We start from the raw sequence: 26229 nt of genomic DNA on the forward strand, positions 1-26229 counted from the left end.
AGCAACCTTTCAAAATGATAGGGCATTCTTAGAATTAAGTTTCGAAGGAGTGCAATTAAAATAGCGCCGCGCTATTCGCCGAACGCCCCTTTTCCGGGGACGCAATGCGATTTACACTGTGCCGTCGGTTGTGGCCCGGATCATGTCCGTGGCCGAGTGGAGACGGCTTTTGCGTTTCGATGACATGTTGGCCACGTTGCTCGCCCAGCCCGCGCCGACGCCCGAGGCGCGGGCGATACTGTGGCGTCAGGTCGTAGACGTGCTCGCGCAGGGACGGGGCCATCGCGCCGACGATCCACTAGTCGATGCTCCGCGCGCTATGGACGCCTATAATTTCCTGCGCTCGGTTCGTGCGGAGATGCCGGTGGAGCTTCGGCTGGCGGCGGGGCGGGGGCTTGCCGGGCGCCGTGTGCCGCCGGATCTCGTCCTGCTGTTTGCGGAAGACTTGCCGCACATCGCCGCACCGATGCTGGGCCATGTCGTCCTCTCGACCCACCAATGGCTCGACCTTCTGCCGCGCCTCAACCCGAGCGCGCGGAACCTGCTGCGCAACCGGCGGGACCTCGGCGGCGACGTGGAGCAGGCGCTCGAGCGCTTCGGTAGCAGCGACTTCCTGATTCCGGGGCCAGTGCAGACGCCCCAGACCAGCCTCGCACCGCTTGCTGCACCGATCGAGGCATTGGTGGCAGAGTCGCAAAGCGCCGAGCCGCCGCCCGTCGCTATCGAAGCGGTTGCCGTGGCTATCGATACGACCACTGCCGATTCGGAGTTGGCCCCTCCTGAGGTTGTGGCGTCGCCGGTTCGGGCAGCGGCGCCGATGTCGAACAGCGAGAGCCAGATCCGCGAACTTCTGTCCCGTATCGAGACATTCCGGACGCGTCATCCGCAACCAAGCCCGCACGATGGCATCGCGAGCGAACCGGCGCCCACTGTCGGCACCACGGAGCCGGCCGCTTCGATCTCGGGCTTCCGCTTCGAGACTGGTGTCGACGGGGTGATCTCCTGGGTTCAGGGCGCACCGCGCGGGCCACTGATCGGGGAAACCATCGCGGTGGCTGCTCACCAGACCGATCATGGCGTCGACGGCCATGCCGCCGGCGCCTACCGCAGCCGCACGCCGTTTCGCGACGCCCGGCTGACCATCGCGGGGCAGGGGCCCGCCGCCGGCGAGTGGCGCATCTCGGCGGTGCCGTTCTTCGACCAGAAGGATGGGCGTTTCAGCGGCTATCGCGGCACGGCGCGACGGCCGCGGGCAGACGAGAGCGCGACTGCGATGGCCGGCGATTCGGCGATGCCCGACCCGAGCCGCAACGATTCGCTTCGCCAGCTGGCCCATGAACTGCGCACGCCGCTCAACGCGATCATCGGATTTTCGGAGATGATCGAGGGCCAGATGCGAGGGCCCGCCGCGGCGCCCTATCGCAGCCGCGCACAGGAAATACTCGAGCAGAGCAAGAAGCTGCTCAGCGCCGTGGAGGATCTCGATCTTGTCGCCTCCGCGCGCGCCGATGCGACAGTTGCGCCATCGGCGGTCGATGCGGCCTCCATCCTGACCCGGCTTCATGCCAATTTCGAGACGGTCGCCAGGGAGCGCGCCAGCGGTCTCGCCTTCCGTATAGACTCGACGCTGCCGCCGGTGGCGGTGGATGCCCCGACGGTCGAGCGCATGCTGTCGCGCCTGCTTGCCGCGACTATCGCGATGGCAGGCGAGGGCGAGCACATCAGCGTTGATCTGCAGCGTGATCCGCGGCGCACGACCCATTTGCTGCTGACGATCATGCGCCCTCATGCGCTCGAGGGTCGTGACGAGAAGATGCTGCTCGACCCCGGCTATAATCCGGACGGCAACTGGCCGGATGCGCCGGTGCTTGGTCTCGGCTTCGCACTCCGGCTGGTCCGCAACCTCGCCATCGCGAGCGGTGGCATGCTGGAGATCGACACCACCCGCTTCCACCTGAGCCTGCCGCTGTACCATGACGACGGGCGGGCGGAGCAGGGGGCGGTTTGAGTAGCGGCAAGGTCGTGCGAGCCGCTTGCCGCGCGCGAAAGCCTCGGCTATCGCGACGCCGCGCTGGTCGGGGCCTGTAGCTCAACTGGTTAGAGCTGGCCGCTCATAACGGCTAGGTTGCGGGTTCAAGTCCTGCCGGGCCCACCAGCGCTCTTTTCGCCTCGATATGCAGGAAGCACCGGATTTTCCGGGGTTTCGTTTTGCAAAATGTCGTGACGGCGAGTGCATAACCCGAAAAACAACTACCGGTGAGGACGTGCGGATCCTCATCAAGATCCTTGTTCGATGCCGACCCGGCCCCGTTTGCGCACCGATTGACAGCCAGGAGGCCTTGCCCGCAGGATGCCTTCGATAAAACACAGGAGGGGCACTATATGAAGATATCCGGCAACACGGTGCTGATCACCGGCGGTACGAGCGGGATCGGTTTCGAACTCGCGCGTCAACTCTCAGAACGACGCAACCGTGTCATCATCACCGGGCGCGACGAAGCGAGGCTGGAGAATGCGCGGATAACACTTCCGGGCGTGTCTGTAATCAGGAGCGACGTCTCCGATCCAGACAGCATCCAGCAGCTCCACGCCCAGGTTCTCGAGAGGTTTCCGGACCTCAACATGCTGGTCAACAATGCGGGTATTCAGCGCAAGATCGACTTGGTCGGATTCGCAGGCGGGCTCGCGGACATATCCACCGAGATCGATACCAACCTCCGCGGATCGATCCGGATGGTGATGCAATTCCTCCCGCATCTCCTCGCGCAGCCCAATGCGGCCATCGTCAACGTCACCTCTGCACTGGCCTTCGTGCCCTTCGCCATTTCGCCGATCTACGGCGCTACCAAGGCCGGCCTCCACTCCTTCACTCAGGCACTGCGCGCCCAGACGCGGCAATCGCCACTCAAGGTGTTCGAACTTGCGCCGCCGGCGGTCGACACGCCGCTGCAGAATATTTTCAACGAGGATGACCTCAAGGGAAATCCGATGATGGACGTCACCAAGCTGGTCCGCAAGGCGCTCGAGGGAATCGAAGCAGACCGCCTTGAGATCACGCCTGGCGCGAGCGGAGTGCTTCGGATGATGAGTCGGCTAGCTCCCGGCTTCATTCTCAAGCAGCTGAGCAAGCCGGTGGCCGGTCTGGAAGCGGCGCGAGGGTAATAGTTGGGCAAAACGCGCGCTCCGCTCGATCGCGCTCAAACCGCCAACTGGGGCGGCTTCACCCGAAGATGAAGGATGGCCCTGGGCCAGCAAGGGCGATCTGAGCCGGCACCTAGCTGGCGGCTCAGATCGTAACAGACGCTCAGGACGATCGGCCCGGTGAGAACGCCGGCGAGGAACGCCCTATTAAGGCGCCGAGCACCGAGCCGACGGTGCTCCGTCCGGCCGCTATGCGGGGACGGAGCCCGAACGTCACATGGCCAGCATCCAGATTGCCATGGCAACCATCATCAGGTTTTCGGTCAAAGACACGAATCCGAGCGGCACGTTAGATGCGCCGCCGACGCAGGCGCATTTGAGCTGACGCTTGTTGATGTAGACGGCCTTGATAACCGAGGCGGCTCCAACCGTGCCGATGAAGAGCGCCACCGGTATGGAAATCCATCTCAGTGCGCCGGCGATCATCAGTACGCCTGCGAGCGCTTCCGCAAACGGATAGACATACCCATAGCGCACCCAGCGCCTGGCGAGCAGGTCGTAGTTCAGGAACATGGTAGAGAACCGCTCGACATCCTGGAGCTTCAGGATCGCCAGCACGCACATGCTGAACGCGATGAACCACTCGGCGGCCCGGATGCTGAGCGGGGCACCTAGGGTCGCTACGCTCGTCGCCATCGCCATCAACGCGGTCATCGCGAACACGGCGAGGACAGGGCGGTAACTGGTGGCGTCCGGATCAGCGACATGTTGGCCGAAATGGCGGCGCAGGTCGTCATAGCCGCCGATCCGCTGGCCATCGATGAATATCTGCGGCGTCGTCCTAACGTCGTGCTTGGCTTTGAAGGCTTCGGTCGCGGCGCGCGTTCTCAGCCGGTGGTCGTCAACCGCGAATCCATGGCGTCTGAGCAGGTCGAGCGCCTTTAAGCCGTACGGGCAGGTGTGTTCGGGCATGACCATGCGATAGAGTTCGGCAGTCCTGGAATCCGGGATCATCATGTCGGCGGCTCCTTGGCGTGTCGGTTGCACCATACTATATAGGGTCCGTACCATGGTACGGAGTCAACCTATGCCGGACATGACCATCGCCAAGCTCGCCGAGGAGGGAGGCGTCGGCGTCGAAACCGTTCGTTATTACCAGCGCCGCGGGCTCATGTTCGAGCCGGAACGGCCTGGCAGGGCAGGCGTGGCGATAGGTATCCGGCGCTATGGCCCTGAAGACGTGCGACGGCTCCGCTTCATCAAAACCGCGCAGGCCGCAGGGTTCACTCTGCGGGAAATCGGCGAGTTGCTGGCGCTGGACGCCACTGACGACCGATTGCGTGTGCGGGCGCTGGCGCAGGCGCGGGTCGCTGCCCTCGACGCAAAGATCGCGGAACTGCAAGCGGTGCGCAAGTCGCTCGGTCGTCTCGCCGACGAGTGCGCCTCGGGATCAGGGGGCCCGTGCCCCATCCTGACGGCATTCGAGAATTGATGCCATTTCGATCAGCGCTCGCCCTATGCGCATGTCCATAAGTAGAATTCACAGCACAACGAACTGTCTCATACCGTAGCCATCTGTTACGGATCCGGTCGGGGGCTGGGAAAATGGCAGGGCGTGTTGCGCTCTCCAGGTGCGGAGACGTTGCTTGACCGATCATCCTGCGGCTGACGCGCCGCGGCGGACGGAGATCGCCGCTTTTCACGATCATGGCCTGCCGCCGGCCGACTTCCGGACTCTTTTCCTCGCCGGGCTGGAGCGCGAAGAGAAAAGCGTTGCCGACCAGATGCTGCTCGACCGGCGCTCTCCTGCATTTCGGCGCATCACCACCTTGCCCGAATATTATCTCGTTCGCGCCGAACTGGAGATCCTGCAGGCCAACGCTGCGGCGATCGCGCAGGCGACGGGACCGGGTGCGCAAATGATCGACCTTGGCCGCGGCTTCGGTGCGCAGGCGGCGCTGCTGCTCGCAATGCTCGACAGTCCGTGGGGCTATGTCGCGGTCGATCACGAGCACGCCGCCCTGCTCGAGGATGCCCGCCGTATCCAGGCGCGATATCCAAAACTCTGGGTCGAAGCAGTGTGCGCCGATATGCGCCAGGCGTTCGATCTGCCGCCAAATGCGGGTGGGGGGCGCCGCCTGGCTTATTTGCCGGGCAGCGCGATCGGCGACTGCGCGCCTACCGACGCCTTGGCGTTGCTGTCGCTCTGGGCGCGCGAATTGCGTCAGGGCGCACTGATGCTGGTCGGGGTGGATCTGCGCAAGAGCGTGCTGATTCTCGAATCGGCCTATGACGATTCCCATGGCCTCAACGCGGAATGGCTGTTCGATCTGCTAAGGCGCGCCAACCGTGAGTTGGACGCCAACTTCGACATTCGGCTGTTTGAGCATCGCGTCGACTTCGACGCAGCCCAGGGTCGCGTGCGCGCGGCGTTGCAGAGCGTCGCCGCGCAGGATGTCCGCATCGATGGCCGCCTGGTCCATTTTGCAGAGGGCGAGAGGCTCGATGTCGCGCAGAGCTGGAAATATTCGGTCGAGGATTTCCAGGCGCTCGCCCGCGGCGGCGGGCTCCGGCCGGTTGATGTCTGGCTCGATGCGAAATCGCTGTTCAGCATCCACCTGCTTGCGGTGGGCTGAGGCGCCGGTCCCTTGATGGGCTCCGCGTTTTGGATGATGGAATGGCGATGGCGGGCCCCAGTTTCAAACTCGAAAAAGCGCATCCACTGCCCCTCGCCGGGGTCGATGAGGCGGGGCGTGGGCCGCTGGCCGGGCCGGTGGTTGCCGCAGCGGTGATTCTGGACCGGCGTCGGGTGCCCAGGGGCATCGACGACTCCAAGAAGCTCAGCGCCACAGCGCGCGCCGATCTGTGCCTCAAGATTCGTGGCGTAGCCCATGTCGGCGTCGGCATCGCGACGGTCGAGGAGATCGATGAGATCAACATATTATGGGCGACGATGCTGGCGATGGAGCGGGCGGTCGCGGCGCTTGGGCTGGAGCCGGCGATGGTTCTGGTCGACGGCAATCGCTGCCCGCGCTGGAACCGACCCTCGCAGTGGGTGATTGGCGGCGACGCGCTGTGCTTGTCGATCGCGGCGGCTTCGATCATCGCGAAGGAGGAGCGCGACCGGATGATGGCGGACTATGACGCGCATCATCCCGGCTATGGCTGGGCGCAGAACAAGGGCTATGGCACGCCCTCGCATCTGGACGCGCTGTCGCGCCTGGGGCCGTCGCCGCTCCATCGCCGGAGCTTCGCACCGATTGCGCAATATTCGCTGTTCTCCGGGCCTGCTTCATTCGTCGCTGACTCCGATGAGGACGGGCTCAAATCCCCCCGGTATAGTCCAGACAGCCTCGTCTGAAGCCCCAGCTGTCGTTCGGGCAGTCGGCCGGTGAGCGCACCGCCTGCAATACCGCCCAACGATAGCCGAGGTCGCGCTCGGAGCAGTCGTCGCAGCCGGCTGTCGTGCCTTCGCCATATGTCGCGCCGCTGTCGCCGGCCCCTTCGTGCTGGCCGATCAGGGTCGGCGGGGCGAGCGGTCCATAGCTGTTCGGCCGGAGGCCATGAACGGCGCTCTCGCCGGCGATCAGGCCGCCGCATATCGCGGCCATCGCGCACAGCGCAGGCGGAGAGAGGCGGTGCAGCAAGCGGTCCATGGCGATAAAACGAAGGCTGTCGGGCGCCGTTCCGCCGCCGTCGCGAGAAACTCGCCATAGTGAGTCCTCAGCGCCACACCACTAGGGGTTGAGCCTCCCCAGCATGCTGAGACTCAATATGAAGTGCCGGACTCCTTTCGTTCGTCCCGCTTGCGTAATATGTCAGCTTCGCCTCCCAAACTATTGTTCTTGACCGCAGAGTCCCGATGACTCACCCTTTCGGCAGGTCCGAAGGGGGTTGGTTGTTTATGGGTGTTCTCGAGAAGATTCCGACTGCGCGGCGTGCGCGTCGGGAGGCAAAGGTCGAAGTCCGGCTGCCGCTCAACGAGATCATCCAGGGTGACTGCATCGCTGCCATGGCGGCGCTGCCCGATCGCTGCGTCGACATGATCTTCGCCGATCCGCCCTATAATCTCCAACTCGGCGGCGATCTCCACCGCCCCGATGGCAGCCAGGTCGACGCCGTCGACGACGATTGGGACAAGTTCGATAGCCTCGCGGTCTATGACCGCTTCACCCGCGACTGGCTGCGCGAGGCGCGGCGCATCCTGAAGGACGACGGCACGATCTGGGTGATCGGGAGCTATCACAATATCTTCCGGGTCGGCACGGCCCTGCAGGACGAAGGCTTCTGGATCCTGAACGATATCGTCTGGCGCAAGGCGAACCCGATGCCCAATTTCAAGGGCACCCGCTTCACCAACGCGCATGAGACGCTGATCTGGTGCTCGAAGGCGGAGAAAGCGAAATACACCTTCAACTATCGCACCATGAAGGCGCTCAACGACGATATCCAGATGCGTTCGGATTGGACCTTGCCGATCTGTTCGGGCGGTGAGCGCCTGAAGGATGACGATGGCCACAAGGCGCACCCGACCCAGAAGCCAGAGTCGCTGCTCTACCGGGTGATGCTGGCCTGCACCGAACCGGGCGATCTGGTGCTCGACCCCTTCTTCGGCACCGGCACCACCGGCGCGGTCGCCCGACGGCTCCGCCGCCGCTGGATCGGCATCGAGCGCGAGGATAAATATATAAAGGTCGCCTCCGAGAGGATCGCCGCGACCCTGCCGCTCGACGAGAGCGCCATGATGTCCATCCCGGAAAAGAAGGCGGTTCCGCGCATCGCGTTCGGCCTGCTGGTGGAGAGCGGGTTGATCGCGCCGGGATCGACGCTGACCGACACCAAGCGCCGCTGGAGCGCGATGGTGCGCGCCGACGGTGTGCTGGCGAGCAGCTGCGGCGCAACCGGGTCGATCCACGGCCTGGGGGCGCAGCTGCAGGGGGCGCCCTCGTGCAACGGCTGGAGCTTCTGGCATATCGAGACCGCGGCAGGGCTGGAGCCGATCGACGCCGTCCGCCAGCGTCATCTTGCGAGCATGGGCGGGTAGGAACATAGACCGACGTCATGCTGAACTTGCTTCAGCATCCACTCTGTCGCAGGACAGCGCTCCAGAGCTTAAGGGTGGATCCTGAAACTAGTTCAGGATGACTGCCTTTCAGGTGGCCGCTGGGGGGCTGGAATGACCCGATGACAATCCCCCGCTACGCCCGACTATACTTCCTACCGACCGCATTCGTCGCCAGCCCCTTTGGCCATGACGGTGTGGTGGCGCGTCTCGCCGGTGGCCTGGTCTGGTTCTCCGCCTATGAGGTGATCGCCGTCGAAGGCGGCGAGCGGGTCACGACGCGACTGGTTCCGGTCGGTGCCATCGACGAGTTCCTCGCCGGCCTCGCCGACGATCAGGCCGACGCCGCACGGCTGACGATCAGCCGCATCACGGCGCCGCGGCCCGCCCTCCAGCTCGGCGCGCGCACGCTGCGCTTCGATCAGCCGCAGGTCATGCTGATCCTCAACATGACGCCCGACAGTTTCTCCGACGGCGGCGCCCACGCCGACGATCCCGAAGCCGCGGCCGCTGCTGCGCTGGCGATGGTCGAGGCAGGGGCTGCGATCGTCGATGTCGGTGCGGAGTCGACTCGGCCCGGCGCGAAGCCGGTATGGGAAGGCGACGAGATAGCGCGCGCGCAGCCGGTCGTCCGTCGCTTGGCGCAAGCGGGCGCCATCGTCTCCATCGATACGCGCAAGGCGGCGGTGATGGCGGCCGCGCTTGGCGAGGGGGCCGCAATCGTCAACGACGTCTCCGCGCTCTGTTACGATCCCCAGGCGGCTCCGCTCCTTGCCTCGCACGAGTGCCCGGTGGTGCTGATGCACCATCAAGGCGATCCGGCGACGATGCAGCAGCACCCGCATTATGACGACGTGCTGATCGAGGTCTATGACTGGCTGGCTGAACGCATCGCCTTCGCCGAGGCGGCGGGGATCGCACGCAGCCGGATCATCGTCGATCCGGGCATCGGCTTCGGCAAGACGCTGCGCCACAATCTCCAGTTGCTGAACGGTCTCGCACTATTTCACGGCCTCGGCTGTCCGCTCCTGCTCGGCGCCAGCCGCAAGCGCATCGTCGGAGCGCTCTCCAACGAAGCCCCGGTGGACCAGCGCCTCGGCGGCTCGGTTGCATTGGCGCTTCATGGTGCGCAGATGGGGGTGCAGCTGTTGCGGGTCCACGACGTACCAGAGACGCTGCAGGCGGTGCGGGTCTGGCGGGGGCTGCGCGACGAGGCGCTGACGCCAAGGATCGGCTGAGGCGATCCTGTCGGGATTGTGCGGCCATGTCTCCGCGTGATCGGGTTACGAAGCGAATAGCCGCGCTATGCGATCGATATGGCCTGCCAGCAGGTTGGGCGACGACAGAAAAGGAGAATGATCTCCCGGGATCGTCACGACCGGGTCGCACGGCAAGCGTTGCTGCATCCTTCGTTGCACGGCTAGCGGAACGATACCGTCATCCTCGCATTCGATATAAGCGCGCGGGATCCGACCATATCGCTCGGTTGTGATCTGCAGCGGCGCAGTGACGACAGCTTCGGGTTGCGGCCGAAGCCGGGCGACGGCCCCAGCCGCGAGATCGGGCGGCGTCGTCCCGTAGAACAGGCTGATAGTGGCGGCGACGGGATCGGTGGCCTCGCTCATGGTGGTTGCCGCTATTTCAATGACTTCGGGGCAGGCCGTAACGATGGTTTCGCCGGCTTCGATCATGATGGCGCTGACGTAGATGATACCTCGGACGCGATCAGCAACCTGCTCCGCTCCCTGCGACACCGCAGTGCCGCCCATGCTGTGGCCCACCAGCACCACCGGGCATTCCGATGATCGCACAGCGGAAGCCACCGCCTCCGCCCAGTCGTAAGGCTTGACGTCCTCTGCCGGCGTCGGGTCGGCGCCCGAGCCGGGAAGGTCTATTGCCTCGACCGTGTGGCCCGAACCGACAAGAAGGGGTGCGAGCATATCCCAACACCATGCGCCGTGCATCGCGCCATGAACGAGTATGATATGCGCCATCCCGACCTCTCCCATCTTTGTATGTCGCCATACGATGCTATGGATGGCTTCGAACTGGATCGGGTGCAACTAGCCACAAGCCCACTGTTCGCGGCTCGTGCCCCTATCATCTCCGAAGGGGGAGTCGCCTTGGTAATAGATCGCATGGGACTCTGATTACGAGAAGCTGCATGCAACGACTGACAAATAAGATCTGCGTCGTCACCGGTGCTTCCCGTGGCATCGGGCGGGCAATCGCTGCCTGCTTTCATGATGAGGGCGCCAGCGTCATCGTCACCGATCTCGACGAAACCGCCGGCGCGGCGACCGCTGCCGAGATTGGGTGTCGCTTTGAAAAGCTCGACGTGCGGGAAGAAGCCGATTGGCTTCGGCTGGCCAGCATCGTTCCGATAGCGGACGTCGTGGTCAACAACGCCGGCGTGACGGGATTCGAGAAGGGCATGGTGGCTCATGATCCCGAACATGCGAGCCTTGCGGATTGGCGGGAGGTCCACCGGGTCAATCTCGATGGGACTTTCCTCGGCTGTCGCTATGCGATCGGCGCGATGAAGGGGGCGGGCACAGGTTCGATCATCAACATTTCCTCGCGCTCCGGGCTGGTCGGCATTCCTCTCGCGGGTGCCTATGCGTCTTCCAAGGCGGCCGTACGCAACCACAGCAAAACGGTTGCGCTCTACTGCGCGCAGCAGGGCTGGAAGATTCGCTGTAACTCCATCCACCCTGCCGCCATATTGACGCCGATGTGGGAGCCGATGCTGGGCACCGGCCCGGATCGCGAGGCGAGGATGCAAGCACTGGTCGCCGACACGCCGCTGAAGCGGTTCGGGATGCCGGATGAGGTCGCCGCGATTGCTCTCATGCTGGCATCCGACGAAGCAACCTACATGACAGGGACAGAGGTCAACATCGACGGCGGACTGCTGGCCGGCTCTGCCGCTTCTCCCGGCTGACGCTATATGCTCGAGCGCGGATCACGTTTCCGTATTCAACCATCCGGAGCCATATGATGACCATCACCATCACCGCCTTCGAACGGTCGCCGGATCGCGGCAAGGGACTGGCACGCGATATGCGTGTTCGCTGGGCGCTCGAGGAAGTGGGCCAACCCTATCACGTTCGTCTCCTTTCCTTTGCGGAGATGAAGGAGCCCGCGCATCGGGCACTTCACCCTTTCGGGCAAATTCCGACCTATGAAGAAGGCGATCTCGTCCTGTTCGAGTCGGGGGCCATCATATTCCACATCGCGGAGCGCCATGCGGGTCTGCTGCCGGCCGATGCGAATGCCCGGGCGCGTGCGATCGCGTGGATGTTCGCCGCGCTCAACACCGTCGAGCCGCCGATCCTCGATCTCCAGATTGCCATGCTCCTGGAGCGCGACAAAAGCTGGTTCGAGCAACGCCTGCCGGATGTCCAGGACCGCATCCGTGTCCGGCTGGGCGAGCTTTCTGATCGCCTCGGCAATGCCGACTGGCTCGATGGGGTGTTCAGTGTCGGCGATCTCCTGATGGTGTCGGTGCTGCTCAGGTTGAAGGGTTCGGGTCTGTTGGACGAATATCCAAAGCTCTCCGCCTATGTCGCCAGTGGCGAAGCGCGGCCCGCATATAAGCGTGCTTTCGCGGCGCAATTGGCGGTTTTCACCGGCATGGCACCGACCGGCTGACACGCTTGAATCTCAGGACCGAAGCGCCATGTCGCAGGTCGATTGCGCCGCGCTGATATCGTTCAGGCGGCTGCTCAGTTGCGGGCCGTCGGCGAAGAGCGACATTGCGGCTTTGTTGAGCGCCTGGTTGGCCGAGACGATCTTGCCGCACAGCTCTTCCGGTAGGTGGGACAGCGGAAGCTGGGCCAGCGCCCGGCCGTCATCGTTGCAGTTCCGGCTGGCCGTCGCGGCGGCGTCGGCTGCACCGCGGTCTCCGTCGCGGACCAGATCGATCACCTGTGCGGTCGTCGCGCGGCACCGGCTGGTCGCATTCATCACGTCGTCAAAGGTCGGGGCTGGCCGGGCATTTTCGACTTGATACGCTTGCTCGACCGTCGAGCGCGGCTTGGCGTCCGAAGGACCGTCGTTGCTTGACGATGCGAACCATGGGCGGGGCGCCGGCTGGTCCCGCTGCGGGTCGGGATCACTCCGCGCCGGCGGTTTCGCGGCAAGTTTCGAACTGACCGACAGGGCAGCGCCCAGCAGCAATCCGCTCAGCAGCATCAAAGCCGTCACGGTTTCGGCGCGCGACGGTAGAAATCCGTGACCATGCGCTTCCTGATGCATCAGGAAATGGGAAATCAAGCCGAGCAGGATCATCACGCCGCTCAGCAACATCAAAAAGGCCGCTAGGCTCATTTTCGCCTCTCCGCACTTCCCGTTTCTCGGGATATTGTACGCGTCCAAGCAAATTACTAGCACATGATGAAGGTTGCACTTGGCCACCCCTCGATCATATTCACCCAATTAGGGAGTTATTCGTTACTAAATCGTCAAGCCTGACAAGCCGATCCGAAAGTGCGGCAAGCGTCGGGATCAGGCGTCGATCACCTCGTCATCCACTGCCGCCGCGTTCGCCTGGATGAAGGCGAAGCGGTGCTCGGGGTTCTTGCCCATGAGCCGATCGACCAGGTCGCGGACGCTCGCCCGTTCCTCGAACTCCTTGGGCAGGGTGACGCGCAGCATCGTGCGGGTCTTCGGGTCCATCGTCGTTTCGCGCAGCTGCATCGGGTTCATCTCGCCGAGCCCCTTGAAGCGCGCGACGTCGACTTTCTTGCCCTTGAACTCCTTCGCCTCGATGTTCGCGCGGTCGGCGTCGTCCATCGCATAGAGGCTCTTGGCGCCCACGGTCAGCCGGTACAGCGGCGGCTGGGCGAGATAGAGATGCCCCTCGCGGACGAGGTCGGGCATTTCCTGGAAGAAGAAGGTCATCAGCAGCGTCGCGATATGCGCGCCATCGACATCGGCGTCGGTCATGATCACGACCCGCTCGTAGCGCAGCAGGTCGACGTTGCAGCGCTCGCGCGTGCCGCAGCCCAGCGCCTGGATCAGGTCGGCGATCTCCTGGTTGGCGCCGATCTTCGCGCTGTTGGCCGATGCGACGTTGAGGATCTTGCCGCGGATCGGCAGGATCGCCTGGGTCTTGCGGTCGCGCGCCTGCTTGGCGGAGCCGCCTGCGCTGTCGCCCTCGACGATGAAGATTTCGGTACCCTCTGGCGCATCATTGGCGCAGTCGGTCAGCTTGCCGGGCAGGCGCAGCTTGCGGCCGCTGGTGGCGGTTTTGCGCTTGACGTCGCGCTCGGCTTTCCGACGAAGCCGGTCGTCCATACGGTCAAGGACGAAGGACAGCAGCGCCTTGCCGCGCTCCATATTGTCGGCCAGGAAGTGGTCGAAATGGTCGCGCACCGCATTCTCGACGAGGCGGGCGGCGTCGGGCGAGGTCAGCCGGTCCTTGGTCTGGCTCTGAAACTGCGGATCACGGATGAACACCGACAGCATCTGCTCGGACCCGGTGACGACATCGTCGGCGGAGAGATCCTTGGCGCGCTTGTTGCCGACCAGGTCGGCGAAGGTGCGCACGCCCTTCACCAGTGCGGCACGCAAACCGGCCTCGTGGGTGCCGCCATCGGGCGTCGGGATAGTGTTGCAATAATAGCTGTAGGAGCCTTCCGACCATAAAGGCCAGGCGACCGCCCACTCGACCAGCCCGTTATTCTCGCCGGGGAAGGTCTGCTTGCCGGTGAAGAACTGGCTGGTGGCGCATTCGCGATCGCCGATCTGCTCGCGCAGATGGTCCGACAGGCCGCCCGGAAACTGGAAGGTCGCCTCGGCCGGCGTGTCGTCGCCGATCAGTGACGGATCGCAGCGCCAGCGGATCTCGACGCCGGCATAGAGATAGGCCTTCGAACGAGCGAGCCGCATCAGCCGGCCGGGCTTGAACATCGCGCTCGTGCCGAAGATCTCGGGGTCGGGCGTGAACGAGACGCTGGTGCCGCGCCGGTTGGGTGCCGCGCCGAGCTTTTCGAGCGGGGTTACCGCATGCCCCTGCGAAAAGCGCTGGCGGAAAAGCTCCTTGTTGCGGGCGACTTCGACCACCGTGTCGGTCGACAGGGCGTTGACTACCGAGACGCCGACCCCGTGCAGGCCGCCCGACGTGGCATAGGCCTTGCCGTCGAACTTGCCACCCGAGTGGAGCGTGGTGAGGATCACCTCCAGCGCCGACTTTCCGGGGAATTTGGGATGCGGATCGACCGGGATACCACGGCCATTGTCGATGACGGTCAGCCGGTTGCCGGGCTGCAGCGATACCTCGATCCGATTGGCGTGGCCGGCGACAGCCTCGTCCATCGCGTTGTCGAGCACTTCGGCAGCAAGATGGTGCAGCGCGCGCTCGTCGGTGCCGCCGATGTACATGCCCGGCCGCCGGCGCACCGGTTCCAGCCCCTCGAGCACCTCGATCGTCGAGGCGTCATAGGTACCGGAGCTCGTGGACGGAGCGGAGGCGAAGAGATCGTCGTCGGACATTGGCGGCGACTATAGGGCCGGGGTGCCGGGAAAGGGAAGGCGGCTTCTTCTCGCCCCCTCGCTTACGAGGAGGGCCATCGCATTTGCGACAGTCCGGAGAGAAGAGGGTGCTCTCCTACAGAACATCGTCATCCCGGACCTGATCCGGGATCCCGCTGCCTTTCGCGTGATGCGTAAACTGCCGCGCGAGGAAGAGAAAAGCGGGATCCCGGATCAAGTCCGGGATGACGAAAAGCCATATGCGATAGCCCAGCCCTGAAGGGAGGGGATCCCAGATTCAGCGTACGCGCGGTCCGCCGAAGGGCAGCGGCGGCGGCGGGCGGCGGTCGCGGCGGGGCAACTGCGCCTGGTAGGCGATCGAGCAATGCTCGAGGCAATAGGGGAAGCCGGGATTGATGACCTGGCCGCAAAAGTGGAAATCGGGCTCGCCGGGATGGCCGAGCGGCCACTTGCAGATCTTGTCGTTCAGATCCAGCAGGCTGGTCTTGTCCGCCATGTCGGCCGAGGGCTTGGCCGGCACGAGGCGGCGCGGCGGGGCCGGCTGGATCGGCGCGGTCTGCTCGCCCGGGGTCTGGCGCTGGAAGCCGCCGGGGCCAATCGAGCGAACCATCACCTGCGGCGCCGCAGGACGCTCGGGCGTCGGAGCCGGCGCGGCGGGAGCCGCCGCAACGGGCGCGGGCGCGGGGCGTGGTGCGGGCGCTGCCACGATCTTCTCGGGCGGGGGCGCAACCGGGGCCGGCGTCGCCGGCGCGCCGCTTGCGGGTGCCTCGCCGCCCTTGACGGGCGAAGGCCGTGCTTCGAGGCCAAGGCGGTGCGCCTTGCCGATCACGGCGTTGCGGCTGACGCCGCCCAGTTCATCGGCGATCTGGCTGGCGGTCATCCCTTGACCCCAGAGGCGCTTCAGCTGATCGATCCGTTCGTCGGTCCAGGACATGTTCTACCTCGGTCTTGCCCGCACCTGGGCGACCCCAGGCTCTTGCGGGCGGGGCGGTCAGCCGATAGGCGAAATGCCCATGAGCGACCAGCCCAAAAAAATCATGATCCTTCCGCCAGGCGAGCCGGTTATCCCGTTCTTCAACTGGGGGGGAATGCGCGCCCTCTATGTGAAGGAGGTAAGGCGGTTCTTCAAGGTCCACCTGCAGACTATTTGGGCACCCGCCTTCACCACCTTGCTTTATCTGGTGATTTTTACCGTCTCACTGGGTCGTGGCGGTCGCGAAGTGATGGGCTATCCCTTCGCGACCTTCGTCGCGCCCGGCCTGATCGTGATGGGCATGATGAACGCGGCCTTCGCCAATGCCAGCTTCGCGCTGCTGGTCGGGAAGATGCAGGGCACCATCATCGATTATCTGATGCCGCCGCTCTCGACCGGCGAAATGCTGGCCGCGCTGATCGGCGCATCCGTCACCCGCGCGCTCCTGGTCGGCGCTGCCTTGTGGGTCGCGATGCTGTTCTGGCCAGGCGTCGACGTGGTGCCGGCGCACCCGCTGATGGCGATATGGTTCGGATTGATGGGGGCGACGCTGCTCAGCCTGGTCGGAGTGCTGACATCGATATGGGCCGATAAGTTCGATCATGCCGCCGCGGTCCAGAACTTCGTCGTCGGGCCGCTGTCGCTGCTGTCCGGAACCTTCTACTCGATCGACAGCCTCCACCCCGGCTTTCAGGCGGTCAGCCACGCCAACCCGTTTTTCTATGTGATCTCGGGCTTCCGCTACGGGTTCCTCGGCACGACGGACTCGCCGATCATGGTCGGCGCGCTCGGCCTGCTGGCGCTCAACGCGCTGCTCGCGTGGATCAACTATGCCGTTCTCGACCGGGGTTGGAAGATCAAGAGCTGAGAGGCGGCCTCGCAGGGCAGTCGGGTGAATGGCCGATACACTCTTCTGGCCTGGGGTTTGTCGGTCAAAAGCGCGTCATCCCGACGAAAGTCGGGATCCATAACCGCAACGAAGACGGATAGAACCACGCGGTTCGGTCCTTTTTCTTCCAATCCAGCGTGTATGGGTCCCGACTTTCGTCGGGATGACGAGCCAGGATAGGTTTTCGACGTTCACCCATTGCCTTGGACGGCCTCGGCCGCCCAGAAAGGGCCGCTCCGTCCGGAGCGGCCCTCTTCGTTTCTGGATCGAATGTTATTTGTAGTGGCGGCGGCCGTGCTTATCGACCCAATATTTGCGGCCATAGCTATCGCGATAATAGCGGTGCTTCTTGTCGAGCGAGTTGATGACTGCACCGCCGGCGCCGCCGATCAGCGCGCCTTCACCGACCGAAAGCCCAGGAATGACGGCACCGGCGACAGCACCACCGGCAGCGCCGATGCCGGCGCCGCGGAGAATGTGGCCCGCGCTCTGCGCGAATGCCGGCGCGGTGGTACCTGCTACGGACAGGGCGACCGCCGCTGCGATGAACTTGTTCGTCTTCATGACATCTTCCCTTCAGTAATGCTGCGTCAGAGAACGTGGCCTTGTGCACAATGTTCCGGCGTTCATCTGGCGTAGTTTTTGTACTGGGACGGGACTGAACAGGGCCTGACGCGACCGTTCATCTTGGCGATTAGAGCCAGCCTTCGAGTACCTGGTCGCGTGGGCGATCGCCGTCCATCCATTGTCTGATATTCGCGATGACGCGCTCGCCGGTCGCCGCTCGGCCCTCGAAGGTGGCGGAGCCCATGTGCGGCAGCAGTACGACATTATCGAGCGCGAGCAGTCTCGTGTCGATCGCCGGCTCGTGTGCGAACACGTCGAGGCCCGCCCCTGCTATCTCTCCGCGCTCGAGCCGCTGGATCAGCGCCTCCTCGTCGACGATCGGCCCTCGCGCGGTGTTGATCAGGTACAGATGCTGCGGCAGCAGAGCCACGCGGCGGGCGTCGAGGAGATTCTCGGTTTCGGGCGTGTGCGGGCAGTGGATCGAGACTATGTCGCTGTCGACCAGCAGCTTGTCGAGATCGGGCTCGTAGCGCGCCGCCAGCTGTTGTTCCACGACCTCGGGGAGGCGGTGGCGGTTATGGTAGCTGATGGTCAGGTCGAAGGCGCGTGCACGGCGCGCCACCGCCTGGCCGATCCGCCCCATGCCGATGATGCCGAGCCGCTTGCCATTGATCCGGTGGCCGAGCATGGCTGCGGGGCTCCAGCCGGTCCACTTGCCCGAGCGGACCAGCTTCTCGCCCTCGGCCAGCCGCCGCGGCACCGACAGGATCAGCGCCATCGTCATGTCGGCGGTGTCCTCGGTCAGGACGCCAGGCGTGTTGGTGACGATGATGTTCGCCGCCCGTGCCGCGCGCAGATCGATATGGTCGACGCCGTTGCCGAAGTTGGCGATCAGCCTGAGCCGGCCGTGGCCGGCGGCGATCACCGCCGCATCGACATGGTCGGTGATCGTCGGCACCAGCACGTCGCAGCGTGCGGCAGCAGCAGCGAGCGCCCTGGCGCCCAATGGCAGATCGTCTTCGCTCAGTTCGACGTCGAACAATTCGGTCATCCGCGCTTCGACCTGCGAAGGCAGGCGGCGCGTGACGAGCAGCTTGGGACGGCGGGGGCGTTCAGGCTCGGCCATAGCCTGTCGCTAATCCTGCCTGCGACATAGCGCAAGCGGAGCGTCTCGACTCTTGAACCGCGACCGCGGGGCTCTACTATCGCGTTCGGGTTCGTGAACGGGGAATTGCATTGAACAAACTGGGCTGGACGATGCTCGGCGTGCTGGCTGTCGCGGGCGCAGCCGAGGGGCAGGAACGCACGACACCCTATTGGGCCTCGATCGCGACCGGCGATGCGCTGATGCGGACCGGTCCCGAGCGAACCTATCCCGCCACCTGGCGGTATCGCCGCCGCGACCTGCCGGTGAAAGTGCTCCAGGTCTATGGCAACTGGCGCCGGATCCGGGAACAGGATGGCACCGAGGGCTGGATGCTCGCGACACTGCTGAGCGCCCAGCGGACCGCGGTCGTGACTGGTAACGGTCCCGCCCAGATGTTCGCGGAACCGAGCAGCAGCGCACGTCTCAACTGGCGCGCCGAGCCCGGCGTGGTCGGCAAGATCAGCAAATGCGAGGGCGGCTGGTGCCTGTTCGATGCCGGCGGCAAGACCGGCTACATCGGAGTCGACCATATCTGGGGCGTCGATGCCGGTGAAATCGTCGAGTGACGACAGGGCCAGTGCGTCGCGGAGAAGCTTGGCTTTCAGCGTTTTGGAGGCCGAATATAACGGAAGGACCGTCACCAGCCTTCGGCGTGACACAATCACCGGACATCGCAAAAAACTGTCGCCCATGATGGCGTAGGGATAGAATGGGTGGGCCACCTGGAGCGCCGAGGAAAAGCCATGTCGCGCATAACGCCCTGTTTGTGGTTCAAGGATCAGGCCGAGGAAGCTGCCCGCTTCTATGTATCCATCCTGCCCGACTCGCGAATCGATGCCGTTCACAAGAGCCCCGTCGACACACCGGGGGGCGCCGAGGGCTCGGTGATGCTCGTGGAGTTCACCCTCGCCGGACAGAGGTTCCAAAGCCTGAACGGCGGCATGGATGCCAACTATGGCCTGGCAGTATCGATGTCCTTCGCCGCGCGCGGGCAGGCTGAGCTCGACCGGGTGTGGGACGCCTTGCTCGATGGCGGCAAGCCGCAGCAATGCGGCTGGCTGTCGGATCGTTATGGCCTGCACTGGCAGATCGTCCCCGACGTTTTTGGAGAGCTGATGTCCGATCCCGCCAAGGCCAAGGCGGTGATGAGCGAGGTGCTTCGCATGGTGAAGCTGGACATCGCCACGATCGAGCGCGCCGCGGCCAAGGCCTGAAGGGAGACATCGGATGCCTGACAAGTTCTTCTGGTACGAGCTGCTGACGAGCGACCGGCCGGCGGCGGAAGCCTTCTATTCCAGGGTCGTCGGCTGGACGCTCCAGCCCTTTGGCGATCCGGCCGATCCCTACACGATCGTCGAGGCCGACGGGCGTGGAGTCGGCGGCCTGATGACGATTCCGGCCGAGGCGGCGGCGCATGGCCTCCAGCCTTGCTGGGTCGGCTATGTCCATGTCACCGATATCGATGCGGCGCTTCAGCGCGTTAGAGCGGCCGGAGGGTCGGTGCATCGCGAGCCCGAGATGATCCCGAGCGTCGGCCGCTTCGCGATCGTCGCCGATCCGCAGGGCGCGATCTTCAACTTCCTCCAGCCGGAGGGGTCAGACATGCCGCCGGTGCCGATGGGAACGGTCGGCGGGGTCGACTGGCACGAATTGCACAGCAGCGACTGGGCAGCGGGCTTCGCCTTCTACGAGTCGCTGTTCGGCTGGTCGAAGACGGACGCCATGGATATGGGCTCGATGGGCACATATCAGATGATCGCGCAGGAGCCGGCGGCCGACGGAACTGCCTCTGCCGTCACCAGCGGCGCGATGTTCAACGATCCCGGCGCTGCCAGGCCCTATTGGCTGTTCTATTTCCATGTCGATGCGATCGACGCGGCCATCGCGCGCATTACGGAGAATGGCGGAAAGATACTGCAGGGTCCCCATGAGGTCCCCGGCGGGATGTGGATCGTCAATGCCCAGGATCCACAGGGCGCGCTATTCGCGCTGGTGGCGCCGGAACGCTGAGCATGGCTCCCGAGTAAGCTGCGGCCTTGCTCAACTATAGTTGAAGCTGACGCTGATCCGCTCGCCCTTGCCGTCGCCGGCCGGCACTTCATGCCGCAGCCAACTCTCCCATAGCAGCACCATGCCGGGCCGGGGCTCGGCATAGACGAAGCTGCGGCTGTCTTCCGGCGCGTCGGCTGTGCGCGGCGGCGCGGCCATCATCAGCGGCAGGCGCGGATCCTCCAGCTTCAGCCCGCCCGATCCGGGCGGCACGCTGACATAGAATGTGCCGGACACGACGCTGTGCGGATGGATATGCCCGGAATGGCTGCCGCCGGGCTTCAGCAGGTTGACCCACAGGCTGTCGAGCTTGAGGCGTCGGGCCAGATCGAGGTGCGACGCCTCGGCAAAGCTGCGGACATGGCCGTTGAGAAGCTTGACCAGGTCGGCGAACACCGGATCGCGCGACGGCAGGTCGGCGAGCGAGGCATAGGAGGTGTAGCCGCGATAGCCATGCGCCTTCGACCACGCTCTGCCGGCTCGGTCGTCCTCGGCGAGCGTTCGCACCGAATGGTCTAGCTCGGCGAGCAGGTCGGGTTTGTCGATCATCGCCTCGTAAAGGCGCGTCACGAAAAGGGTGCGGATCGTCATGCCCTCGCATGAGCATGGCGAGGAGGGGAGTTCAAGCGCGTAGACCTTGATCGGGCTGAATCAGCCTAAACCGTGAATCAAGGCCTAGACCGTTGACGAGAGCTTGATTCACGCTTCTGCGGAAGCGCGAAGCGCTTCCACCTCAAACGATCAGGCTCTAACCCTCAGCTCGTGCGCCCTGCGCCCCTTATCAGTGCGACCGCCTTGGCCAAGGCAAAATCGTGCGGAGTCTTGTTCGTCGGCACCTGGTATCGGGGCGTGACGCCACGGCCTTCCAGCCGCGTGCCGCTCGCGGTGCGGATATCATATTCGGCGACCGTCAACTGGCCGCCGCCGGGCAGGCGATAATCGACCCCGCCAGTGACCGCGCCTGCGCTATGCTCGCCGACCACATAGGCATGCCGCCTTTCGTCGAGGAAGAAGGCGAGGATTTCCGCGGCGCTGGCGGTGCGCGGACCGACGATTACGGCAAGCGGTCCCAAATAGGCCTGCGATCCCGCACTGCGCGTTTTTTCCTCGATGACGGTCTTGCCGGCAAGGCGGATCAGCACCTCGCGTCGTGGGGTGAACAGACCGGCGACCCTGTCGAGGACATCGTCGCGCCCGCCCCCATTGTCCCGCAGATCGAGGATCACGCCGCTGAGGCTGGGCGTGCCAGCGATAGCGTGGGCAATCCAGTGGTCGTCGCCCGGATCGAACTGGTCGAAGGCAAGCAGCAATATGCCGCCCGGCATCCGGACCAGACGCCGGCCAGGTGGCAGATCGCGATATTCGGCAGGTTCGTTCGTAGCTGCGATGTCGGACGGCGGTGTCGCATAGACATGGCTGTCGTCGAGCTGGTCGAGCATCCTGTTTATGACGGCGTAGAGTTGCTTCTCGTCGCGCGCGGCCAGTGCTTTCGGGTAATATTGCTCGCGCATCGCTTCCCAGTCGTTGCCGCCCATCGAGCGATCCCAGTAACGATCCGCGACCAGCGTCCAGGCACGGTCGAAGACACGCGCGTTGAATAGCTGTTCGCGATCGGCAGAGGACGCCGCCGAAGCGCCGACGGCGATGCAGAGCATCAGCGAAAACATTGCCAGCCAGCGCATTCAGCTTGCTCCGTCGAACGCGCAGCGCAGCGTCAGCCGATGCGCGACAGTGTCGAAGAGTGCTGCGCTGCAGCGGTCCATCCGATCGCGGCCGATCATCACTACCGGCCAGGCGGCCTGCTGCTCCGTTTTCTTCTTGATGACGATGTCGCCCGGCTCCGCCGGATCGGCCGGGAAATCGAACCGGCCGGCAAAGTCCGCTATCCGCACCGGCAGTTTGCCGAAGCGGAAGCCTGCCAGCTCGACAGGCCGAGGGAAGCTCAGCAGGGCAGTAGGGCGTGCCACGCCGAAAGCGGCCACGGTCGGGCCGCCAGTCGAGTCCAGCCGGCCGCCATGGGCCCGTGCCAGGATCGCACCTGCCGATGCGGTTGCGACGCTGTCCGGCCGCTCGAGCGAGAACTGGACGAACATCGGGCTGCGTCCGACCGAGATAGTCGCCTGCGGTCCATGTTCGCTGTCATCGTCGATCAGGAAGTCGGCGCTGCGGCCAGGGTCGGCAGTGCCGGCGCGGACGAAACGGATCGTCGCATAGGGCAGCAGCCCCATGCCGATCTCGCCGTCGACACCGGTGCAGCAGTCGCGGCCATGCGAGGCCACCTGCACGATCATCTTCCTGTCGTTGATGGTGACAGGAACGGCAGCCTGGATTCCCTTGAGCGTCTCGCGCCCGACCTGGGCCTCGAAACCCGGCTCGAAGGCGAAGTGGCGATCGGGCGGATCGGCGCGCAGCCGTTCGGCCGCGTCGGGATTGAGTTCGATCAGCCTTTTCTGTTCGAGCCCGACGCGCAATCGCAGTTTCACCCGGCCGACGTTCAGCGCGATCACCGGCTCCGCCATATCCAGCAGCAGCTCGCCGGTAGGCGGGGGCGGAATATTCCGCTTGCGCGCGCCTGCGCTCCCGGGGGGGGCGGCAAGCGCCAGCGCGAGGAGAATGCTCGCCCGCGCTCGCCTGGCGCTCATCGCCGCCGTCCGGATCAGTTGTGGCGATAGCTGCGATAGCGTGGCGCCGCAGAGGTCTGGGCAGAGCCGTGGTTGCGCGACGAGTAATAGCTGCGGCTGCGGTAGGTCCGGTGGTGGCCCTTATCGATCAGCGTATTGTACAGCGCGCCGCCCGCGCCGCCGACCAGCAGGCCTTCGCCCACCGACAGGCCGGGGATCAGCGCACCGGCAACGGCACCGCCGGCCGCACCGATTCCGGCGCCGCGCAGGATATGCGGTGCGCTCTGGGCCGAGGCGGGCATCGCCGTCCCGACGGTGAGCAAGGCTGCGCCCCCAAGTGCAAGCAATTTGTTCATGACAATAACTCCTCCATAGTTATCTATTGCAACGGGTGAGAAACGACCCGGTTCCGGCGTTCATCGGAGAGCAAGGAAATTGCTGACCAAGGGAATCTGATCGCGCTCCCGTCTGGTCATTGTCGGTTCAGTTGCTGAACCTTATATTGCCAGCATCAATGGAGAATGTGCCATGCGCGCTACACTGTGCCTGATAAGCGGTATATTGATGGCGGCATCGATCCCGGCCCAGGCGGCCAAGGTCGATGCCGAAGCCCGGTTGGCCAAGGCTTTGGACGGACGGGTAGCAGGAAAGCCGGTCAACTGCATCCCACTGCACCGGGTCGATTCCAGCCAGATCTTCGAGAGGACGGCGATCCTCTATAAGATCGGTAATACCTGGTATGTGAACCGCCCCGAGTCCGGTGCGGACTTCCTCGATCGCAACGACGTGCTGCTGACGGATACCCACAGCACCGACCTGTGCAGCGTGGATATCGTGCGGCTGCTTGATTCGGGCTCGCATTTTCCGACCGGGACGCTCGGTCTCGGTCAGTTCGTGCCCTACACCAAGCCGAAGGGCTGAGGCTTTGCTGTCGTCGATTGCCTGAAACGAAAACGGGCCGCCATCGCTGGCGGCCCGTATCGTTTCGAGCAGTGCCCGGAGCGGCGTTTTTGCACCGCGATCTCCGAGCCGCTGGGCATAGCCCAGCTTGATATCGCTCTTAGCGCTTCGAGAACTGGAAGCTGCGGCGTGCCTTGGCGCGGCCGTACTTCTTGCGCTCGACAGCGCGGCTGTCGCGGGTCAGGAAGCCGGCGGCCTTGACGGGCGCGCGCAGGACGGGTTCATACTTGGTCAGCGCCTGGCTGATGCCATGCTTGACCGCGCCCGCCTGGCCCGAAAGGCCACCGCCCTTGACGGTGCAGATCACGTCATACTGGCCCTGACGCTCGGCGACACCGAACGGCTGGTTGATGACGAGACGCAGCGTCGGACGCGCGAAATAGACTTCCTGGTCGCGGCCGTTGACGGTGATCTTGCCGGTGCCCGGCTTTATCCACACGCGGGCCACGGCGTCCTTGCGGCGGCCGGTGGCGTATGCACGACCCTGCGCGTCGATGATCTGCTCGCGCAGCGGCATCGTAGAGACGATCGGCGTCGGGGCGGCGGGGCCCTCGTCGGTGGTGTAGGCCGGGGCAGCTTCGCCGGTGGCGGCGACGGGCTCTACAGCCGCGCCGGTCAGCGAGGCGAGATCGGAAAGGGACTGGCGATTATCGGACATTATGCGCCCACCTTGTTCTTGCGGTTCATCGACCCGATGTCGAGGACTTCGGGGTTCTGGGCTTCATGCGGATGCTCGGCGCCCTTGAAGATGCGCAGGTTGCGCATCTGCTGGCGGCCCAGCGGGCCGCGCGGGATCATGCGTTCGATCGCCTTCTCGAGCACGCGCTCGGGGAAGCGGCCTTCGAGGATCTTGTCCGCATGGGCTTCCTTGATGCCGCCGGCATAGCCGGTGTGCCGGTAATAAACCTTCTGGCTCAGCTTCTTGCCGGTGAAGCGGACCTTCTCGGCGTTGATGATGATGACATTGTCACCACAATCGATGAACGGAGTGTAGCTCGGCTTGTGCTTGCCACGCAGGATGTTGGCGATGATCGAAGCGGCGCGGCCGACGACGAGCCCTTCCGCATCAACGATGTGCCACTTCTTTTCCACCGTATGCGGTGTCGCCACCTTGGTGGTCTTCATCAGCGCCTTCATGGGCTTGGACCTTCTTGTTTCACAAACGAATGACGCCGCCCATCGCGGAGCGGCGTTGACGGCGCGCTAATGCGCAGGAACGTCGAAAGAGTCAAGAAAAATGGGCTTATTTTAATGAGGTATCATGATACCTTCTCGGCGGCAGGGCGTGCGCAGCCCACAGCACCGAGCCCAGCAGCAGCACCGCGACGGCCTGGTGCGCGACCGCCACATGCAGATCTACTCCGGTCAGCAGTGTCGCGATACCCAGCCCGATCTGGAGCAGGATGAAGGTCGCAACGGCATAAACCGGACCCTTCGCGCCGGCGCTTCGTGCGGCGCCGGCCACGGCCAGAGCGGCAAGGGCGGCGACCAGGGCCCACCAGCGATGGGCGAACTGCACCACGATCGGATTGTCATGGAGATTGGCGAAACCGAGCGCCGGGTTCCATCCCCCCGCGGGAAACCAGTCCTCGCCCATCTTCGGCCAGCTCGCAAAGGCATAGCCGGCGCGCAGTCCGGCCACGAACGCCCCCAGCATGATCTGCACGGCCAGGATCAGCAGCGCCGCGAGGGCGAGGCCAGAGAGCCGGGCCGGCCGGGCGCTGCCATCGCGGGCGAGGCGACGGAGGTCGAGCGCGGTCCATAGCAGCGCCGAGAAGATCAGCAGCGCGGCGAGCAGATGGGTGGCGAGGCGGATATGGCTGACCTCGGTCCGTGTCGACAGGCCCGAATAGACCATCCACCAGCCGATCAGGCCCTGCAGCCCGCCGAGCGCGAAGATCGCGATCATCCGCCAGCCATAGCGGGCGGGGATCGCGCGCTTCCACCATGCGGCCAGCATGACGCCGGCCAGCACGGCGCCGATGCCGCGTGCGAGCAGCCGGTGGAGATATTCCCAGAAGTAGATCGACTTGAAGCCCGCCAGCGTCATGTGGAGGTTGAAGGCGGCATATTGCGGGATCGTCTTGTAATTATCGAACTCGGCCTGCCACTCGGCGTCGTTCAGCGGCGGGACGATGCCGCGGATCGGCTTCCACTCGGTGATCGACAGGCCTGACTCGGTCAGCCGGGTGATCCCGCCGACCACCACGATGGCGAACACAAGCGCCGCGACGAGCAGCAGCCAGTTGGCGAGCGCAGCAGGGCGGGGGGATGGAGCGGCGGGTCGGGACAGCAACGACATGCGCGCGCTCATGCGCCACC

Annotated in this window: 29 protein-coding genes and 1 tRNA gene; 15 read left to right on the forward strand and 15 right to left on the reverse strand. The window is 64.7% G+C overall.

Annotated features, from left to right (window positions below; genetic code table 11):
• Nucleotides 1–169 precede the first annotated feature (169 nt).
• The 3 genes from AAC645_RS01630 to AAC645_RS01640 all read left to right on the forward strand — a co-directional run bounded on the left by AAC645_RS01630 (nucleotide 170) and on the right by AAC645_RS01640 (nucleotide 3162).
• Nucleotides 170–2008 (forward strand): sensor histidine kinase, encoded by a 1839-nt coding sequence (locus tag AAC645_RS01630; protein ID WP_340313352.1) that lies wholly within the window; start codon nucleotides 170–172, stop codon nucleotides 2006–2008.
• A gap of 70 nt (nucleotides 2009–2078) precedes the next feature.
• Nucleotides 2079–2155, forward strand: a tRNA-Ile gene (locus tag AAC645_RS01635).
• 227 nt (nucleotides 2156–2382) lie between these two features.
• Nucleotides 2383–3162, forward strand: a complete 780-nt coding sequence (locus AAC645_RS01640) for an SDR family oxidoreductase (RefSeq protein WP_340313354.1) — start codon at nucleotides 2383–2385, stop codon at nucleotides 3160–3162.
• Between the two features lie 252 nt (nucleotides 3163–3414).
• On the opposite strand, the gene AAC645_RS01645 is transcribed toward AAC645_RS01640, so the two are convergent.
• Entirely contained in the window at nucleotides 3415–4158 is a 744-nt protein-coding gene (locus tag AAC645_RS01645) for a glutaredoxin family protein (RefSeq protein ID WP_422785778.1), read from the reverse strand.
• Between the two features lie 70 nt (nucleotides 4159–4228).
• Here AAC645_RS01645 and AAC645_RS01650 point away from each other — a divergent pair, with 70 nt between their 5' ends.
• From AAC645_RS01650 to AAC645_RS01660, 3 genes are all read left to right on the forward strand, one after another.
• Entirely contained in the window at nucleotides 4229–4633 is a 405-nt protein-coding gene (locus tag AAC645_RS01650) for a MerR family transcriptional regulator (RefSeq protein WP_340313356.1), read from the forward strand.
• A gap of 154 nt (nucleotides 4634–4787) precedes the next feature.
• Nucleotides 4788–5777, forward strand: coding sequence for an L-histidine N(alpha)-methyltransferase (locus AAC645_RS01655; protein WP_340313358.1), 990 nt, complete (start codon nucleotides 4788–4790; stop codon nucleotides 5775–5777).
• Between the two features lie 47 nt (nucleotides 5778–5824).
• A complete protein-coding gene (locus AAC645_RS01660) occupies nucleotides 5825–6502 on the forward strand; it encodes a ribonuclease HII (protein ID WP_340313360.1) in 678 nt (225 codons plus the stop codon).
• Here the strand turns inward: AAC645_RS01660 and AAC645_RS01665 are convergent.
• The gene (locus AAC645_RS01665; protein ID WP_340313362.1) at nucleotides 6465–6797 is read right to left on the reverse strand and encodes a hypothetical protein; all 333 of its coding nucleotides are present in this window, start codon (nucleotides 6795–6797) and stop codon (nucleotides 6465–6467) included. The genes AAC645_RS01660 and AAC645_RS01665 overlap by 38 nt on opposite strands.
• Before the next feature lie 248 nt (nucleotides 6798–7045).
• On the opposite strand from AAC645_RS01665, the gene AAC645_RS01670 reads away from it, so the two are divergent.
• Nucleotides 7046–8185: a site-specific DNA-methyltransferase gene (locus AAC645_RS01670; protein ID WP_340313363.1), complete on the forward strand. Its 1140-nt coding sequence runs from the start codon at nucleotides 7046–7048 to the stop codon at nucleotides 8183–8185.
• 140 nt (nucleotides 8186–8325) lie between these two features.
• The gene (gene folP, locus AAC645_RS01675; RefSeq protein WP_340313364.1) at nucleotides 8326–9441 is read left to right on the forward strand and encodes a dihydropteroate synthase; all 1116 of its coding nucleotides are present in this window, start codon (nucleotides 8326–8328) and stop codon (nucleotides 9439–9441) included.
• 45 nt (nucleotides 9442–9486) lie between these two features.
• Here the strand turns inward: folP and AAC645_RS01680 are convergent, their stop codons facing one another.
• Nucleotides 9487–10197: an alpha/beta fold hydrolase gene (locus AAC645_RS01680; RefSeq protein ID WP_340313366.1), complete on the reverse strand. Its 711-nt coding sequence runs from the start codon at nucleotides 10195–10197 to the stop codon at nucleotides 9487–9489.
• Between the two features lie 170 nt (nucleotides 10198–10367).
• On the opposite strand from AAC645_RS01680, the gene AAC645_RS01685 reads away from it, so the two are divergent.
• Complete coding sequence (locus AAC645_RS01685; RefSeq protein ID WP_340313368.1) at nucleotides 10368–11147, forward strand: SDR family oxidoreductase; 780 nt, start codon at nucleotides 10368–10370, stop codon at nucleotides 11145–11147.
• A gap of 53 nt (nucleotides 11148–11200) precedes the next feature.
• Nucleotides 11201–11857 carry a glutathione S-transferase family protein gene (locus tag AAC645_RS01690; RefSeq protein WP_340313369.1) on the forward strand — a complete coding sequence of 219 codons (657 nt, stop codon included), beginning with the start codon at nucleotides 11201–11203 and terminating at the stop codon, nucleotides 11855–11857.
• A gap of 12 nt (nucleotides 11858–11869) precedes the next feature.
• On the opposite strand, the gene AAC645_RS01695 is transcribed toward AAC645_RS01690, so the two are convergent.
• From AAC645_RS01695 to AAC645_RS01705, 3 genes are all read right to left on the reverse strand, one after another.
• Nucleotides 11870–12535 carry a hypothetical protein gene (locus tag AAC645_RS01695; RefSeq protein ID WP_340313370.1) on the reverse strand — a complete coding sequence of 222 codons (666 nt, stop codon included), beginning with the start codon at nucleotides 12533–12535 and terminating at the stop codon, nucleotides 11870–11872.
• Nucleotides 12536–12712: 177 nt separating this feature from the next.
• Nucleotides 12713–14701 (reverse strand): DNA topoisomerase IV subunit B, encoded by a 1989-nt coding sequence (parE, locus tag AAC645_RS01700; protein ID WP_340313371.1) that lies wholly within the window; start codon nucleotides 14699–14701, stop codon nucleotides 12713–12715.
• Nucleotides 14702–14978: 277 nt separating this feature from the next.
• Entirely contained in the window at nucleotides 14979–15635 is a 657-nt protein-coding gene (locus AAC645_RS01705) for a GcrA family cell cycle regulator (protein WP_340313372.1), read from the reverse strand.
• A 79-nt stretch (nucleotides 15636–15714) separates the two neighbouring features.
• Here AAC645_RS01705 and AAC645_RS01710 point away from each other — a divergent pair, with 79 nt between their 5' ends.
• Nucleotides 15715–16542 (forward strand): ABC transporter permease, encoded by an 828-nt coding sequence (locus AAC645_RS01710; protein ID WP_422785779.1) that lies wholly within the window; start codon nucleotides 15715–15717, stop codon nucleotides 16540–16542.
• A 294-nt stretch (nucleotides 16543–16836) separates the two neighbouring features.
• Here the strand turns inward: AAC645_RS01710 and AAC645_RS01715 are convergent, their stop codons facing one another.
• Nucleotides 16837–17127 carry a hypothetical protein gene (locus AAC645_RS01715; protein WP_340313374.1) on the reverse strand — a complete coding sequence of 97 codons (291 nt, stop codon included), beginning with the start codon at nucleotides 17125–17127 and terminating at the stop codon, nucleotides 16837–16839.
• Nucleotides 17128–17257: 130 nt separating this feature from the next.
• The gene (locus AAC645_RS01720; RefSeq protein ID WP_340313375.1) at nucleotides 17258–18256 is read right to left on the reverse strand and encodes a 2-hydroxyacid dehydrogenase; all 999 of its coding nucleotides are present in this window, start codon (nucleotides 18254–18256) and stop codon (nucleotides 17258–17260) included.
• 110 nt (nucleotides 18257–18366) lie between these two features.
• On the opposite strand from AAC645_RS01720, the gene AAC645_RS01725 reads away from it, so the two are divergent.
• The 3 genes from AAC645_RS01725 (at nucleotide 18367) to AAC645_RS01735 (ending at nucleotide 20287) form a co-directional block, all read left to right on the forward strand.
• Entirely contained in the window at nucleotides 18367–18843 is a 477-nt protein-coding gene (locus AAC645_RS01725; protein WP_340313377.1) for an SH3 domain-containing protein, read from the forward strand.
• A gap of 177 nt (nucleotides 18844–19020) precedes the next feature.
• Nucleotides 19021–19491: a VOC family protein gene (locus tag AAC645_RS01730; protein WP_340313379.1), complete on the forward strand. Its 471-nt coding sequence runs from the start codon at nucleotides 19021–19023 to the stop codon at nucleotides 19489–19491.
• Nucleotides 19492–19504: 13 nt separating this feature from the next.
• Nucleotides 19505–20287 (forward strand): VOC family protein, encoded by a 783-nt coding sequence (locus AAC645_RS01735; RefSeq protein ID WP_340313380.1) that lies wholly within the window; start codon nucleotides 19505–19507, stop codon nucleotides 20285–20287.
• Nucleotides 20288–20317: 30 nt separating this feature from the next.
• Here the strand turns inward: AAC645_RS01735 and AAC645_RS01740 are convergent, their stop codons facing one another.
• The 4 genes from AAC645_RS01740 to AAC645_RS01755 form a co-directional block, all read right to left on the reverse strand.
• The gene (locus tag AAC645_RS01740; RefSeq protein ID WP_340313381.1) at nucleotides 20318–20917 is read right to left on the reverse strand and encodes a TIGR02466 family protein; all 600 of its coding nucleotides are present in this window, start codon (nucleotides 20915–20917) and stop codon (nucleotides 20318–20320) included.
• Between the two features lie 164 nt (nucleotides 20918–21081).
• A complete protein-coding gene (locus AAC645_RS01745) occupies nucleotides 21082–22008 on the reverse strand; it encodes a S41 family peptidase (protein ID WP_340313382.1) in 927 nt (308 codons plus the stop codon).
• Entirely contained in the window at nucleotides 22009–22968 is a 960-nt protein-coding gene (locus AAC645_RS01750; RefSeq protein WP_340313384.1) for a hypothetical protein, read from the reverse strand. It abuts the gene before it with no gap.
• A gap of 14 nt (nucleotides 22969–22982) precedes the next feature.
• Nucleotides 22983–23303: a hypothetical protein gene (locus tag AAC645_RS01755; protein WP_340313385.1), complete on the reverse strand. Its 321-nt coding sequence runs from the start codon at nucleotides 23301–23303 to the stop codon at nucleotides 22983–22985.
• 172 nt (nucleotides 23304–23475) lie between these two features.
• On the opposite strand from AAC645_RS01755, the gene AAC645_RS01760 reads away from it, so the two are divergent.
• Complete coding sequence (locus AAC645_RS01760) at nucleotides 23476–23868, forward strand: hypothetical protein (RefSeq protein ID WP_340313387.1); 393 nt, start codon at nucleotides 23476–23478, stop codon at nucleotides 23866–23868.
• Nucleotides 23869–24007: 139 nt separating this feature from the next.
• On the opposite strand, the gene rpsI is transcribed toward AAC645_RS01760, so the two are convergent.
• From rpsI to AAC645_RS01775, 3 genes are all read right to left on the reverse strand, one after another.
• Complete coding sequence (gene rpsI / locus AAC645_RS01765) at nucleotides 24008–24565, reverse strand: 30S ribosomal protein S9 (RefSeq protein ID WP_340313388.1); 558 nt, start codon at nucleotides 24563–24565, stop codon at nucleotides 24008–24010.
• Nucleotides 24565–25044: a 50S ribosomal protein L13 gene (rplM, locus tag AAC645_RS01770; protein ID WP_340313389.1), complete on the reverse strand. Its 480-nt coding sequence runs from the start codon at nucleotides 25042–25044 to the stop codon at nucleotides 24565–24567. The genes rpsI and rplM overlap by 1 nt, the downstream gene beginning before the upstream one ends.
• Before the next feature lie 106 nt (nucleotides 25045–25150).
• On the reverse strand, nucleotides 25151–26221 hold the full coding sequence (locus tag AAC645_RS01775) for a COX15/CtaA family protein (protein WP_422785780.1): 1071 nt from the start codon (nucleotides 26219–26221) through the stop codon (nucleotides 25151–25153).
• Nucleotides 26222–26229: the final 8 nt, after the last annotated feature.

Origin of the sequence: Rhizorhabdus argentea (assembly GCF_037861105.1) — a bacterium.
Taxonomy (GTDB): domain Bacteria; phylum Pseudomonadota; class Alphaproteobacteria; order Sphingomonadales; family Sphingomonadaceae; genus Rhizorhabdus; species Rhizorhabdus argentea.

What these genes read in the sequence shown, in the direction of transcription:
- AAC645_RS01755 (WP_340313385.1), bottom strand. Translation starts at nt 23,303, where the DNA reads ATGAACAAATTGCTTGCACTTGGGGGCGCAGCCTTGCTCACCGTCGGG.
- AAC645_RS01745 (WP_340313382.1), bottom strand. Translation starts at nt 22,008, where the DNA reads ATGCGCTGGCTGGCAATGTTTTCGCTGATGCTCTGCATCGCCGTCGGC.
- AAC645_RS01680 (WP_340313366.1), bottom strand. Translation starts at nt 10,197, where the DNA reads ATGGCGCATATCATACTCGTTCATGGCGCGATGCACGGCGCATGGTGT.
- AAC645_RS01715 (WP_340313374.1), bottom strand. Translation starts at nt 17,127, where the DNA reads ATGAAGACGAACAAGTTCATCGCAGCGGCGGTCGCCCTGTCCGTAGCA.
- AAC645_RS01735 (WP_340313380.1), top strand. Translation starts at nt 19,505, where the DNA reads ATGCCTGACAAGTTCTTCTGGTACGAGCTGCTGACGAGCGACCGGCCG.
- AAC645_RS01650 (WP_340313356.1), top strand. Translation starts at nt 4,229, where the DNA reads ATGCCGGACATGACCATCGCCAAGCTCGCCGAGGAGGGAGGCGTCGGC.
- rpsI (WP_340313388.1), bottom strand. Translation starts at nt 24,565, where the DNA reads ATGTCCGATAATCGCCAGTCCCTTTCCGATCTCGCCTCGCTGACCGGC.
- AAC645_RS01730 (WP_340313379.1), top strand. Translation starts at nt 19,021, where the DNA reads ATGTCGCGCATAACGCCCTGTTTGTGGTTCAAGGATCAGGCCGAGGAA.
- AAC645_RS01690 (WP_340313369.1), top strand. Translation starts at nt 11,201, where the DNA reads ATGATGACCATCACCATCACCGCCTTCGAACGGTCGCCGGATCGCGGC.
- AAC645_RS01660 (WP_340313360.1), top strand. Translation starts at nt 5,825, where the DNA reads ATGGCGGGCCCCAGTTTCAAACTCGAAAAAGCGCATCCACTGCCCCTC.
- AAC645_RS01665 (WP_340313362.1), bottom strand. Translation starts at nt 6,797, where the DNA reads ATGGACCGCTTGCTGCACCGCCTCTCTCCGCCTGCGCTGTGCGCGATG.
- rplM (WP_340313389.1), bottom strand. Translation starts at nt 25,044, where the DNA reads ATGAAGGCGCTGATGAAGACCACCAAGGTGGCGACACCGCATACGGTG.
- AAC645_RS01775 (WP_422785780.1), bottom strand. Translation starts at nt 26,221, where the DNA reads ATGAGCGCGCGCATGTCGTTGCTGTCCCGACCCGCCGCTCCATCCCCC.
- folP (WP_340313364.1), top strand. Translation starts at nt 8,326, where the DNA reads ATGACAATCCCCCGCTACGCCCGACTATACTTCCTACCGACCGCATTC.
- AAC645_RS01670 (WP_340313363.1), top strand. Translation starts at nt 7,046, where the DNA reads ATGGGTGTTCTCGAGAAGATTCCGACTGCGCGGCGTGCGCGTCGGGAG.
- AAC645_RS01640 (WP_340313354.1), top strand. Translation starts at nt 2,383, where the DNA reads ATGAAGATATCCGGCAACACGGTGCTGATCACCGGCGGTACGAGCGGG.
- AAC645_RS01710 (WP_422785779.1), top strand. Translation starts at nt 15,715, where the DNA reads ATGAGCGACCAGCCCAAAAAAATCATGATCCTTCCGCCAGGCGAGCCG.
- AAC645_RS01760 (WP_340313387.1), top strand. Translation starts at nt 23,476, where the DNA reads ATGCGCGCTACACTGTGCCTGATAAGCGGTATATTGATGGCGGCATCG.
- AAC645_RS01720 (WP_340313375.1), bottom strand. Translation starts at nt 18,256, where the DNA reads ATGGCCGAGCCTGAACGCCCCCGCCGTCCCAAGCTGCTCGTCACGCGC.
- AAC645_RS01685 (WP_340313368.1), top strand. Translation starts at nt 10,368, where the DNA reads ATGCAACGACTGACAAATAAGATCTGCGTCGTCACCGGTGCTTCCCGT.
- AAC645_RS01740 (WP_340313381.1), bottom strand. Translation starts at nt 20,917, where the DNA reads ATGACGATCCGCACCCTTTTCGTGACGCGCCTTTACGAGGCGATGATC.
- AAC645_RS01705 (WP_340313372.1), bottom strand. Translation starts at nt 15,635, where the DNA reads ATGTCCTGGACCGACGAACGGATCGATCAGCTGAAGCGCCTCTGGGGT.
- AAC645_RS01645 (WP_422785778.1), bottom strand. Translation starts at nt 4,158, where the DNA reads ATGATGATCCCGGATTCCAGGACTGCCGAACTCTATCGCATGGTCATG.
- parE (WP_340313371.1), bottom strand. Translation starts at nt 14,701, where the DNA reads ATGTCCGACGACGATCTCTTCGCCTCCGCTCCGTCCACGAGCTCCGGT.
- AAC645_RS01750 (WP_340313384.1), bottom strand. Translation starts at nt 22,968, where the DNA reads ATGAGCGCCAGGCGAGCGCGGGCGAGCATTCTCCTCGCGCTGGCGCTT.
- AAC645_RS01695 (WP_340313370.1), bottom strand. Translation starts at nt 12,535, where the DNA reads ATGAGCCTAGCGGCCTTTTTGATGTTGCTGAGCGGCGTGATGATCCTG.